The organism is Granulicella mallensis (assembly GCF_014203225.1).
Lineage (GTDB): Bacteria > Acidobacteriota > Terriglobia > Terriglobales > Acidobacteriaceae > Granulicella > Granulicella mallensis_A.
The window spans coordinates 44,722-56,486 of the sequence record NZ_JACHIO010000014.1; the positions used below are offsets into that span (position 1 = coordinate 44,722).

An 11,765-nucleotide genomic window follows, 5' to 3' on the forward strand; every position below is an offset into this window, starting at 1 on the left:
TACCCGTAACGCAGATAGGGCAACAAACACTATGGATGCACAAGAAGATGCTTCAGTACCAGCGTTTGCAGACCGAAAGTTCCGGTAAGAGCCTCGTCGTTGGTTAGAAAAAATGTAGCGTTGCCGTGTTGGGCGCTAGCAATCTGAATTGCATCGGGTGTCTTGAATCCGTGCCGTGCGCGAAGGTGCGCCGCCTCAGTCGCGATAGACGGAGATACGGAGAGAGTTTTCAAGTGATTTGCGTTAAGCAAGATGCGCGAGTATTGCAGTGCTAAGTCCCGGTTGCCCTGCCGCAAAGGATGGATCAAAACTTCAGTCAAAGTAAGCGTCGACGTCACAACCTGAATGTCTCCACGCTCGACAGCTTCAAAAAAAGGATGAACCAACGGCAGGTAGGTTGGGTGTTTCTCGATGAAATAAATCAGCGGGGCCGTATCAAGCCCTACGATCTGACCGCTAAGCCGGTCTACCCATTCCACGATGCGCGCTCACGATCGACATATTCCTGTGCATCCATCTGCTGCCAGACCTCCTGGCCAAGACCGCACAGATCCAGCAGACTGACAGGCTCTTCGGAAGCAATATCGATTTGCGCGTGACGCTCCAACTCCTGAATCAGGCGCATCTGTTCATCGCGGGGGAGCGCCTCCGCCATCTGGAGCGCGATCTGATAGGAAGCCGTGGCCATATGCAATGTCCTCGTTCCATGATACTCAGAACTGGACAAACGTACTCACAGCAAATCCAGGTTTGAATTTAGACCGGGCACCCCTATTACGGCATAGCGGCATAGCGATCATGCAGAGTCACCATGATCGCTAACAGATCCTTTGCACTTCGCCCATAGGTATCCGCCAGCGCAGCCTCGAATCCGCCTACGGCACGGCTCACACTTCTCCAACCCGGGTTGGAGAAGTAGCCCGCCACAAAGTTCCATGCCACCATGCGCTTGAGGCGAATGGTGACCAACCCGAACTCCTGGATGTCCGCCCACCGCACGGTGTGCGCCCGGAACAGGCTGCAAAAGGCGAAACCTTCTTCGTCCAGCCTCAGGTAGGAGGCATTGGGAAGCATATTGACGACAAATACCACCGCGCCCACAGCAAAGAGCCCGCCACAGAAGTAGCCCATCGAATCGCCGTCACGCACCATCATTACGCCGATGACGACAAACGCTAAGCAAAGGAGGAGCAGCAGCAGTTGCTTCCTGCGGCTCGCACGAAGGACTATGGGGAACGTATCGAACTCCGTCATACCGACTCCTCTCGCCGTAAACTTGAGTCTATGCACTTTCCCGCCACGCGCCTACGCCGTCTACGCTCCACCCCCGCCATGCGCTCACTGGTGCGCGAGACGCACCTCCACCCCGGCGCGTTCCTCTATCCGCTGTTCCTCTGCGAGGGCGAAGGAGTCCGTCGCGAGGTCAGTTCCATGCCCGGAGTCTTCAACCTCTCGATCGACGAGGCCGTGAAGGAAGCCGAGCAGTGCGCGGCACTCGGCATCGGGGGTCTGCTGCTCTTCGGCATCCCCAACGAAAAAGACGAGCAGGGCAGTGGGGCATGGGCCGCGGATGGCATCGTCCAGCGCGGCCTGCGGGCGATCAAGGCGACGAAGGCGTCGGCCTCGCTGGTCACCATCGCCGATGTCTGCCTCTGCGAGTACACCTCGCACGGCCACTGCGGGGTTGTCGCGCGCGACGGCGAGCACTACCAGATCGAGAACGACGCGAGCATCGCGCTGCTCGCCAAGGCAGCCGCCTCGCTGGCGGAGGCCGGAGCCGACATCGTCGCACCCAGCGATATGATGGACGGCCGCATCGGGGCCATGCGCGAGGCGCTCGACGCAGCGGGCCAGCAGAACACGCCGATCATGAGCTACGCCTCAAAGTTCGCCTCGGCATTTTATGGACCGTTCCGGGAGGCCGCCGACAGCACGCCTCAGTTCGGCGACCGCCGCACATACCAGATGGACGGCGCGAACCTGCGCGAGGCCATGCGGGAGATCGAACAGGACATCGCCGAGGGCGCGGACATGTTGCTGATGAAGCCCGCCATGCCGTACCTCGACGTGATCCGCGAAGCTCGCAACAGCTTCGATCTACCGATGGGGGCCTACCAGGTCTCGGGTGAATACTCCATGCTGCACGCCGCCTTCCAGCGCGGCTGGCTCGAACCTGAACGCGCCATGCTGGAGAGCCTGCTGGGTATCCGCCGTGCGGGAGCAGACTTTATCGTGACGTACTTCGCGAAGGACGCTGCCAGGATTCTCTGATCGTGACAGGAGGTCTTCATGACACGTGACCGGATTGCGGTGTTGCGACGAGAGCAGGAAACCCTGCGGGCCTTTGCGGCTGAGGCCGATCCGCCAGCATTGTTGCTTCTCGCCGACGAGGAGTCTTTGTCCATTCGTGGGAATGAGGCAGGCCTGATTCGCTTCGCGATGGAACTGCTCGAAGTCTCAACCGGAGGCGAGCTAAGCCCTGAAGCTTCGGAATGGATCGATGCAGCATGGCTTCCACTCGAAAGCATCGTTCTTGATCCAGCACCCAAGTTCGAAGCCACAAAGCCAACCTTTCGCGCCAATGTGGTTGGGTATGCTGTCATGGCAACGATAGTTATCTTTTTGACAGCAGGTGCGATCACCAGCATCAACTGGCTACTTCATGCAATACATTTGCATCATTAAAACTCGTCCAACTCCGCGAAGATCTCAGCCAGTGAGATCTCGATAGGCGAGCCCACCACCCGCAGCACGCCATCCGCCGGCTGCTCGAAGCCGTGAAGCGAAGCATGATATCCGACCCGCTGCTGCGGATCGATCACCCAAATACTGGGGACACCGAAGCGAGCGTACTCGTTGACCTTTTCCTGGACGTTGCTCATCCGGTCCTCTGGAGACAGAATCTCTATACAAAGGGTTGGGGCATAACGAATAACGGTTCCGCGGGGGCGGGAGCTCGGGACGACACATACATCCGGAATCCGAAAATGAGTCGCCAATGTCTGGACGCGCACTTCCGTCATGACGCGAACACCCCATTCCGCGCGATGATTCCCAATGATCCTTGCAAGGATCGCCTGGACCTCGGCGTGCGCCTCCTCACCCATGTTTCGCTCCTTTAGTTCGCCATCAATATAGTCGCGATCAGGATGGTAGCTGCTGGCCAGGTACTCGCTGACAGGAACAAGAACTGAACTTGCCATGGCGCACACTCCGTTGGAGTTATTTTAGCTCCGTCCAGGCGCGACACGCTTTTGCGTATCCCTCCTCTGCCGGCATTCGAACCTCCTGCGCCTGAGTCCAAAGCCGATACTCGAACATCGAATACCGTGGTCTTGCACGGGCGGCGTAAACTAAGCTGTCCCGGCCTAATTTGGGCCTGGCAAGCACCTGCACACACGATTGGAGCGCATTCCCTTGGCAGATACCACTTACGACCTGGCAATAATCGGCGGCGGCCCCGCCGGCTATACCTGCGCGATCCGCGCCGGACAACTCGGATTGAAGGTTGCACTCATTGAAAAGACCGACAAGCTCGGCGGCACCTGCCTGCATGTGGGCTGCATTCCCACCAAGGCCATGCTGTTCTCGGCCGAGGTCTGGGACCACCTGAAGCACGCCGAAAGCTACGGTATCGAGGGCGTCAGCGCTCCTAAGCTCAACTGGCAGAACGTGCTCAAGCGCAAGAACGACATCACCGTAAAGCACACCAAAGGCCTCGACTTCCTGATGAAGAAGAACAAGGTCACCGTCGTGCGCGGCCATGGCCGGCTCACCGGCGGAGCAAAAGACGGCGTGTTCACCATCGACGTGACCGCCGAGGACAAAGGCAAGGGCCAGGATGCCGAACTGCAGGCTGCGACCAAGATCCTGACCAAAAAGGTTGTCATCGCCACCGGCTCTGACGCCCGTATGCTGCCCGGCTACCAGGCCGACGATACCATCCTCACCAACATCGAGATCCTCTCGCTGCCCACCTTCCCGAAGTCACTCGTCGTCATCGGATCGGGCGCAGTCGGCGTCGAATTCGCGTCGATCTTCAAGAGCTTCGGCGCTGAGGTTACGATCATCGAGGCCCTGCCCCGCATCGTTCCGGTCGAAGACGAAGAGGTCTCGAAGGAACTGACCCGCGCCTACAAGAAGCGCGGTATTGATGTGAACGTCAGCTGCAAGGTCGAGAAGATCGAGAAGACCAAGGACGGAGTCAAGGTCAGCTTCGTCGATGCCGCAGGCAAACCCCAGGTCAAGGAGGCCGAAAAGGTCCTCGTTGCCGTAGGCCGCGGCCCTCGCACCGCCGATGCAGGTCTCGACAAGACCAAGATCCAGCTCGACCGCGGCTTCGTACCCGTCAACGAGTGGATGGAGACCTCCGAGCCGGGCGTCTACGCCATCGGCGACATCGTCGCGGGCCTGCCGCAACTGGCGCACGTCGGCGCCATGGCCGGCGTAGTCGTTGCCAGCAAGGTCGCGGGCAAGTACGCCCGTCCCGTGCGCAAGGACCGCGTCCCGGGCTGCACCTACTGCGACCCGCAGATCGGCAGCGTCGGTCTGACCGAGGCGCAGGCCAAGGAGAAGGGCTACCAGGTGAAGGTCGGCAAGTTCCCGTTCGTCGGCAACTCGAAGGCGACCATCCTCGACTCGCACGACGGCTTCGTCAAGGTCGTCTCCGACGCGAAGTACGGCGAGGTGCTGGGCGTCCACATCATTGGACCGAACGCCACTGAGCTGATCGCCGAGTGCGTCGTCGCGATGGAGCTCGAGGCCACAGTCGAAGAGCTGATGTTCACCATCCACGCCCACCCCACCCTCGCGGAGAGCCTGCTGGACGGCTTCTCAAGCGTCGAAGGTATGGCGATTAACGCGTAACAAGGTCGCTGATTCTGCCAGGGGCAAGGAAACCCTTGCCCCTGGCAGATTGCACCGCCGAAATTCATGTCTAACGTCCTCCATCTCCTCCAACCCGGCCGTATCTCCTATAGCGAGGCCCTCCGCCTGATGGCCGAGGTCGTCGCCGCGCGCAAGGCCCAGCAGATCGGCGATACGCTCCTGCTGCTTGAGCATCCTCCGGTCCTGACGCTGGGACGCAACAGTACGCGCGCCAACATCCTCGCGACGGACGAAGCCCTGGCCCGCAAAGGCGTTGAGATCCACGAGATCAACCGTGGCGGCGATGTGACGTATCACGGCCCCGGCCAACTCGTCGGCTACCCGATCTTCGACTTGCGCGGCGACCTTCCGGGCAAGCGCGGACCGCACCTGGGCCCGGTCGACTTCGTCCGCCTCATGGAAGAAGCCCTCATCCTTACCTGCAAGGACTTCGGCGTTCCCGCGCAGCGCATCTGCAAGCTCACAGGGGTCTGGACGTTGGCCGGAGGTTCGATCGCCGAGAAGAAGATCGCGGCCATCGGCGTCCACGTCTCACAGGCGGTCACCTCGCACGGTTTCGCGCTCAACGTCACCACCGACCTCCGCGACTTCGACTGGATCGTCCCCTGCGGCATCACCGACCGCACCGTGACCTCGCTCGAGCTGGAATCACCCCAACAACCGCTGCCTACACTTCAACAGGCCGCGAACAGCGCAGCCGCCAACTTCGGCCGTGTCTTCCAGCGGCAGGTGCTGGCGGTCGACTCGCTCGAAGAGCTGTTGGCCCCCACAACCCAAGAGGCTTAGTTCGCTAAACGCACGCCCTGAGCGGACGTTCGCACGATCCTCGTATAATCCAATGTTGCGCAGTACCTAATGAACCCGGAGAACCGATCGCGATGCCGACCGAAGTAGTCATGCCCCAGATGGGCGAATCCATCACCGAAGGCACCCTCACCAAATGGCTCAAACAGCCCGGCGATACCGTCGCGCGCGATGAACCGCTCTTTGAGATCTCGACCGACAAGGTCGATGCCGAGATCCCCTCGCCCGTCGCCGGAACCCTCGGTGAGATCAAGGTCCAGGAAGGCGCTACCGTCAGCATCAATACGGTCGTCTGCACGGTCGAAGAGGGCGGCGCAGCCGCTGCTCCGAACACCGCGTCAGCTCCGAAGAAGGAAGATACGGTTACCCCTGCTGCCGTTGCCACCGCAGCGAAGGATGTGGCCGCAGCCGCTGAGGCCACGGCTCCCGCAGCAGCCGGTCCTGGCACAGAGGTCCTGATGCCGCAGATGGGCGAGTCCATCACCGAGGGCACCATCACCAAGTGGCTCAAGAAGATCGGCGACACCGTCCAGCGCGACGAGCCCATCTTCGAGATCTCCACCGATAAGGTCGACGCCGAGATCCCGTCGCCCGTCGCAGGCATACTCACCGCAATCAAGGTGGAAGAGGGCGCGACCGTCACCATCAACACCGTGGTCGCCGTCATCGGCGGCGGAGCCGCGCCGGCCGCCAAGGCACCGGCAGCCCCGGCTCCCACCCCGGCTGCGGCATCTGTATCCACACCCACTCCCGCCGCAGCTTCTGCCTCCGCTGGAGAGGGTCTGCGCTCCTCGCCGCTGGTGCGCAAGATCGCTTCGGAGAACAACGTCAATCTCGCCCAGGTTCCCGGTACCGGAGCTTCCGGTCGCATCACCAAGCAGGACATCCTGGGCCACCTCGAAGGCGGCGCACCCGTCGCTGCCCAGCCTGTAGCCGCGGCCCCTGTTGCCGCACCGGCTGCGGCCTCGAAGCCTGCTGCCCCCGCGGCTCCGCAGCCGCAGCCCGGCGAGCTGGTCCCGATGACGAAGATGCGCGCCATCATCGCCAGGCGCATGGTCGAGTCCAAGGCCACCAGCGCGCATGTCCACACCGTCTTCAAGGTGGACATGACCCGCATCGTGAAGCTGCGCGAGAAGGAAAAGAACAAGTACGAGCAGCGCAACGGCGTAAAGCTGACCTACATGCCGTTCATCACGCGTGCAGCCGTGCAGGCGCTGCGCAAGCACCCCATCGTCAACTCCACGACGCAGGGCGAAGCCATCCTCTACAACAAGAACATCAACATCGGCATCGCGGTAGCGCTGGAGTGGGGCCTGATCGTTCCGGTCATCAAGCAGTCGGAGGAGAAGAGCTTCCTCGGCATCGCCCGCTCCATCGTCGATCTTGCCGACCGCGCCCGCACGAAGAAGCTGGCTCCGGACGATGTGGCCGGCGGCACCTTCACGCTGACCAACTCGGGCATCTTCGGCGAGCAGTTCGGCACGCCGATCATTGCGCAGCCGCAGTCGGCCATCCTCGGCATCGGCGGCCTGAACAAGGAAGCTGTCGTACTCACCGACAAGGACGGCCAGGACACCATCGCCATCCGCTCGATCCAGCGCTTCACCCTCGGCTTCGACCATCGGACGATCGATGGCTCCGACGCCGGCAAGTTCATGACGGACTTCAAAGCCTATCTCGAGAACTGGACCGAAGAGATTGGGTAAGACAGGGTCCAGGGCTCAGGAATTAGGGCCCAGGGATTAGGGAAACGCCACGCTCGCAATAGAGTCGTGGCGTTTTTCTTTCTGAGCCCTGGGCCCTGAACCCTAAGCACTGGCCGCTGCTCTTACGCTCTCAGCTCTCGCTTCGCCGTCTCCGCTACGCGTCCCAGATCTGAAACCGTCAACACGCGGATCGCCTCACGCTCCATAGCGCTGATGCCAAAGCCATACTGCTCGGGATCGCTGATGCGGGCGAGCGGTTCCACCACTGCGGTCAGCTCCAGCTCTACACCCTCTACCCGCTGCACTCCGGCACGCAACGCTGCGGCCGAGTAGGCGAGACCCTTGGCGCCTTCCGCGTCGTTCTCCAGGGACACCGCGTGGAACATCCGCACCTTGCCGTTGCGATACCCGCAGTCCAGCTTCAGCGGATCGCCCGCCTGCGTGTACTGTGCAGCGGAGATGCGTTTGCGCATCAGTCGCCAGACACCGGCACGCTCGAACTCTTCGCGCAACGCGCCTGCAATCGCCGTGCGGCCACTCGTCTTGCGGCGCGTTGCCGGAGCCTTCAGTGGCTCAACGTACATCCGCATCAGCTGCTCCATCTCCGCAGGCAGGTTCTCCGCCAGCGTGGCACGCATGGCTGTGATCTGCACGCTGTTGGAGAGAGAATCCCCCAGCACTTCGAGCACGGGCTTCGCGTTGAGCTGGGGTGCCGTTTGCAGTCGCGCACCAAGCTCGGCTTCCAGCGACTCCAGCAGCGCGACATCGGCCTCGGCGTCGATGCAGCGAACACGGCTCCAGTCGCGCGTAAACCGGACGACCGCCTCCGAGTGGCCGGCTTCGCGCAGCACCACGCCGATGTTCGCGAACTCGCCCTTCACCACATCCGGCACATAACGGATCAGGGAGAACTCGCACTGCATGCGTTCGGGCATGTTGAATCTCCTGTTCTTAGCTTATGGGTTTCCTTCAGCTACGAGCGATGAGAAAAACCAGCAATGAGCCGAAACGGCTTCTCATAACTCGCAGCTCACAACTCGTCTCTCGTAACCGAAAACCAACTTCCGCTACATCACAAACTGTTGTACTCCAACCGGCACCACAACGCTCTTTGACGGAAGCCAGTTCGGAAACGGGTTCCGCTGCGACTCCCGGAAGGCAGTGATACTCTCTCGCACACCCGAGCGGCGCTGCAAAAGCGTCTGCATCAGTTGCTCGATCGTTGCGGTATCGCCTCCGTACCACTCGGGCGGCACGGCCTCGGCGATCTGCCAGAGTTTACTCTCTGCAAACTCTTCGATGCGGCTGAGCCAGGGCTCGAAGCTCTGCCATCCTGTCACACTGGCATACACGTAGTTGCGCGGAAAGACGCCGCGCAGCACGGGATCGGGAAACGTCCACTCCCCCGCATTGAAGCAGAAGCCCTGGTCGATGAAGATCGCCCGGTAGCGCCGTTCGCGCGGACGGCGCTCATAGACCGCCTGCCGTCCGTTGCAGTTGCCCGTCCATTTGTCCAGGCTGAGAATCCCCGCGAACTCCGCGAGATTGCGCAGCTCATCCATCTGCGACTCGGGCAGATAGTCGACGACCTGACCGGGATTCAGACCGCCCACGAACTGGCTGCCGAACTGCAACCCCGCCGCGCAGGGCTCGGAGACATTGCGCCTGCGCTCGACGACCATCTCCGGGCTGTTGGCGATCAGCCATGGACTTACTTCAATCACGTCGGTCTTCGGCACGCTCAAGCCGACAGCCTCCGCCAGTCGCGTAGCGATGAGTTCGTTGGCGAGCACCCGCAGGTGCTGCGGATTGTTCTGAAACTTGACGACCCACAGGTTGCCGTCAGAACCCAGCATCAACTGGCTCTGCGCGCCGCCGCGCAGACGGTGAATCGCTTGGGTTGCAATGACGGCCAAAGGGGGTCTCCACCGCCATGATAGCGGCAAGTGATAAGTGGCAAGTGACAAGTAAGTTCGAAACGGCCTGCTTTTGTACTTACCACTTGCCACTTATCACTTGCCGCTCCTAGTTGCCCCCACATACGTTCACCCGCTACCATCGCGAGATGGAACAAAGTCCCAGCTCTGCCGCACGCCGCTCCGAAGACATCGCGCTCGACCTCCTGAAGTTTGTGGCCGGACACGCCAACCTGGGCCGCCCCGCGGCCTCGTCCACGCCCGGCTTCGGATTGCCCTCCTCCGCCAAGCCCGAAGACCAGGTCAACGCTCTGCTCGAGCTCTATGGCCGCTGCCGTGAGGCCGTGGAATCTCCAGCCCCAGCAAAGAAGTAACCGTGACGCCCCTTAAAGTTGCCGTCGTTGGGGCCGGAGCCTTCGGCCGCAATCACCTGCGCGTCTATCGCGAGCTGGAGACCGCGCATCCCGAGCTCGTGCAGCTGGCCGCGCTCGTCGAGGCCCATGCCCCAACCCGCGAAGAGGCTGCCGCGCGCTACGGCATCCCCGCTTTTAGCTCTGTTGAAGAGTTATTTGCAGCCGGGCTCTCCCTCGACGCGGCTTCGGTCTGTGTGCCCACGGTCCACCACGCCGCGCTCGCCGAGCAGCTCCTGAACGCCGGGCTCGATGTCCTCATCGAGAAGCCCTTCGCTGCCTCTCTGGCCGAAGCCGACCGCGTCCTCGCGCTGGCCGGTTCGCTGGGCCGCATCGTCCAGATCGGTCACCTCGAGCGCTTCAACCCGGCGGTCACCGCCGTCGCCGAGCGGCTCAACAACCCCATGTTCTTCGAGTCCCATCGGCTCAGCATCTTCACGCCGCGTTCGCTGGACGTGGATGTCGTGCTGGACCTGATGATCCACGACCTGGATGTGGTTCTCTCGCTGACCAACTCCCCGATCCGCGAGGTGCGCGCGGTAGGTCTGGCCGTCCTCTCCCGCAAGGTGGATATCGCCAACGTGCGGGTGGAGTTCGACTCCGGCTGCGTCGCGAACTTTACCGCCAGCCGCGTCAGCACGGAGCAGGTACGCAAGCTGCGGCTGTTCCAGCCGCACCAGTACCTGTCGCTGGACTTCGCGCGGCAGGAGCTGCTGTCGATCGACGTCGATCCCTCTGCGGCAGCCGCCTTCCTGTCTCGTCCCAGCACCCAGGATCTGTCCGCCACCCCTGCAACCGGGGCGGGAGCAATTCTGCAGCACCCCTCCGCCGGACTCAACCTGCAGAAGTTCGACCTGCCAAGGGCCGAGCCGCTACGGCTGGAGCTGGAGGACTTCCTCCGCGCCGTGCGAACTCGTACTGCGCCACGCGTCACGGGCGAGGCAGGACGAGCAGCGTTATCCCTGGCGCTTGAGATTAATCGAGAGATTGCAGAGCACGCGCAACGGGCGGGGCTCAGCTAGCGGCAGGAAACAGAAAAAGCAAAACGCCACGCTCGCAAAGGAGTCGTGGCGTTTGTCTTGCTGTTTCCTGCTGCTAATCAAGCTTCTGCACAGTCACCCCGGGTGGAATCGGCAACTCAAACTGATCGTTGTCCAATTTCTCGTTGAGCGCCAGCTTGGTAATCTCCACCTTCAGCGAATACTCGTCGAGTGGACGCTTGATCGTGATGAGTGCGGGGAACTGCTGGTCCCCATACGGCTGATAGTGATCGTAGGTCGCCTGCGTTTCGACCTGCCCGTCGGCGTTGTAGATATCCTGTTGGAAGGGCAGCATTGTTACGCGATTGATGTGGATCGTACGCGTGCGCTGCAGGATGGCGGGGTTGCCATCCTTCTTCTTCATGATGGTGAGCTCGTAGTCGGGCTCTTCGATGGCTTCGTGATGTTTGTTATCGAGCTGCAGCACGCGCGTCGACTCGGTCAGCGTAACGAACTCATCCGCACCGACACCAGGAATCATGAACGAGTCGAAGAAGACCGGGGGGCGCAGATTCTCCAGCCCATTCTTGGAAGGCTTCGTGACTGTATTCGATCCCTGCCGCCAGACATCGCCGTGCGACGACCAGTTCATCATGGTGAACGTGTCGCCGTTGCTGACCATGTCCAACCCCTCGGAACCGATGATCGGAATCTTCAGGATCACGCGCAGATCGTGCGGCTTCCGCACGAAGATAAAACCCCGGAACGAGGTGTACTGAACGACTTTGCCCTCTTTACCCCCACCGGTGGTAGCCGTAATCAGCACGGAGGCATTCAGGGTCTTGATGGCCGCATCGCGGTCGGAGACTTCTTTCTGCAACTGCTCGACACCGGCGGAGCGGTAGACTTCAGGGGCCTGGGTCTTCTGGACAATACGCGTCGTCCTGTAGCATCCGGTCAGACCGGTAGACAACAGCACAAATAACAACGGAAACGCTTGAGATCTCTTCATTCGGTGCAAGCTTCAGTATATCGACTAGCGCAGACCCCGTGCTGATTCAG

The 11,765-nt window shown here is 61.4% G+C and carries 14 protein-coding genes; 7 read left to right on the top strand and 7 right to left on the bottom strand.

What is annotated here, in order from left to right:
• Nucleotides 1-29: 29 nt before the first annotated feature.
• The 3 genes from HDF15_RS16290 to HDF15_RS16300 all read right to left on the bottom strand — a co-directional run bounded on the left by HDF15_RS16290 (nt 30) and on the right by HDF15_RS16300 (nt 1,254).
• Nucleotides 30-479 (bottom strand): PIN domain-containing protein, encoded by a 450-nt coding sequence (locus HDF15_RS16290; RefSeq protein ID WP_184257399.1) that lies wholly within the window; start codon nt 477-479, stop codon nt 30-32.
• On the bottom strand, nt 467-688 hold the full coding sequence (locus HDF15_RS16295; protein ID WP_184257401.1) for a hypothetical protein: 222 nt from the start codon (nt 686-688) through the stop codon (nt 467-469). The genes HDF15_RS16290 and HDF15_RS16295 overlap by 13 nt, the downstream gene beginning before the upstream one ends.
• A gap of 86 nt (nt 689-774) precedes the next feature.
• On the bottom strand, nt 775-1,254 hold the full coding sequence (locus HDF15_RS16300; protein WP_184257402.1) for an STM3941 family protein: 480 nt from the start codon (nt 1,252-1,254) through the stop codon (nt 775-777).
• A gap of 30 nt (nt 1,255-1,284) precedes the next feature.
• On the opposite strand from HDF15_RS16300, the gene hemB reads away from it, so the two are divergent.
• Nucleotides 1,285-2,271, top strand: a complete 987-nt coding sequence (gene hemB, locus HDF15_RS16305; protein WP_184257621.1) for a porphobilinogen synthase — start codon at nt 1,285-1,287, stop codon at nt 2,269-2,271.
• An 18-nt stretch (nt 2,272-2,289) separates the two neighbouring features.
• The gene (locus HDF15_RS16310; RefSeq protein WP_184257404.1) at nt 2,290-2,685 is read left to right on the top strand and encodes a hypothetical protein; all 396 of its coding nucleotides are present in this window, start codon (nt 2,290-2,292) and stop codon (nt 2,683-2,685) included.
• On the opposite strand, the gene HDF15_RS16315 is transcribed toward HDF15_RS16310, so the two are convergent.
• The gene (locus HDF15_RS16315) at nt 2,682-3,203 is read right to left on the bottom strand and encodes a Uma2 family endonuclease (protein ID WP_184257406.1); all 522 of its coding nucleotides are present in this window, start codon (nt 3,201-3,203) and stop codon (nt 2,682-2,684) included. The two genes, HDF15_RS16310 and HDF15_RS16315, sit on opposite strands and share 4 nt — an antisense overlap.
• 214 nt (nt 3,204-3,417) lie before the next feature.
• Here HDF15_RS16315 and lpdA point away from each other — a divergent pair, with 214 nt between their 5' ends.
• The 3 genes from lpdA (at nt 3,418) to sucB (ending at nt 7,397) form a co-directional block, all read left to right on the top strand.
• Nucleotides 3,418-4,866 (top strand): dihydrolipoyl dehydrogenase, encoded by a 1,449-nt coding sequence (gene lpdA / locus HDF15_RS16320; protein WP_184257408.1) that lies wholly within the window; start codon nt 3,418-3,420, stop codon nt 4,864-4,866.
• Between the two features lie 66 nt (nt 4,867-4,932).
• Nucleotides 4,933-5,673: a lipoyl(octanoyl) transferase LipB gene (lipB, locus tag HDF15_RS16325; RefSeq protein WP_184257410.1), complete on the top strand. Its 741-nt coding sequence runs from the start codon at nt 4,933-4,935 to the stop codon at nt 5,671-5,673.
• 92 nt (nt 5,674-5,765) lie between these two features.
• Nucleotides 5,766-7,397 (top strand): 2-oxoglutarate dehydrogenase, E2 component, dihydrolipoamide succinyltransferase, encoded by a 1,632-nt coding sequence (sucB, locus tag HDF15_RS16330; protein ID WP_184257412.1) that lies wholly within the window; start codon nt 5,766-5,768, stop codon nt 7,395-7,397.
• Nucleotides 7,398-7,519: 122 nt separating this feature from the next.
• Here the strand turns inward: sucB and HDF15_RS16335 are convergent, their stop codons facing one another.
• The gene (locus HDF15_RS16335; protein WP_184257414.1) at nt 7,520-8,332 is read right to left on the bottom strand and encodes a DUF3037 domain-containing protein; all 813 of its coding nucleotides are present in this window, start codon (nt 8,330-8,332) and stop codon (nt 7,520-7,522) included.
• A 132-nt stretch (nt 8,333-8,464) separates the two neighbouring features.
• Nucleotides 8,465-9,313: a HipA family kinase gene (locus tag HDF15_RS16340; RefSeq protein ID WP_184257416.1), complete on the bottom strand. Its 849-nt coding sequence runs from the start codon at nt 9,311-9,313 to the stop codon at nt 8,465-8,467.
• A 149-nt stretch (nt 9,314-9,462) separates the two neighbouring features.
• Here HDF15_RS16340 and HDF15_RS16345 point away from each other — a divergent pair, with 149 nt between their 5' ends.
• Both HDF15_RS16345 and HDF15_RS16350 read left to right on the top strand, forming a co-directional pair.
• Nucleotides 9,463-9,687, top strand: coding sequence for a hypothetical protein (locus HDF15_RS16345; RefSeq protein WP_184257623.1), 225 nt, complete (start codon nt 9,463-9,465; stop codon nt 9,685-9,687).
• Between the two features lie 2 nt (nt 9,688-9,689).
• The gene (locus HDF15_RS16350) at nt 9,690-10,745 is read left to right on the top strand and encodes a Gfo/Idh/MocA family protein (RefSeq protein ID WP_184257418.1); all 1,056 of its coding nucleotides are present in this window, start codon (nt 9,690-9,692) and stop codon (nt 10,743-10,745) included.
• A gap of 73 nt (nt 10,746-10,818) precedes the next feature.
• On the opposite strand, the gene HDF15_RS16355 is transcribed toward HDF15_RS16350, so the two are convergent.
• Nucleotides 10,819-11,715 carry a DUF4292 domain-containing protein gene (locus HDF15_RS16355; RefSeq protein WP_184257420.1) on the bottom strand — a complete coding sequence of 299 codons (897 nt, stop codon included), beginning with the start codon at nt 11,713-11,715 and terminating at the stop codon, nt 10,819-10,821.
• Nucleotides 11,716-11,765: the final 50 nt, after the last annotated feature.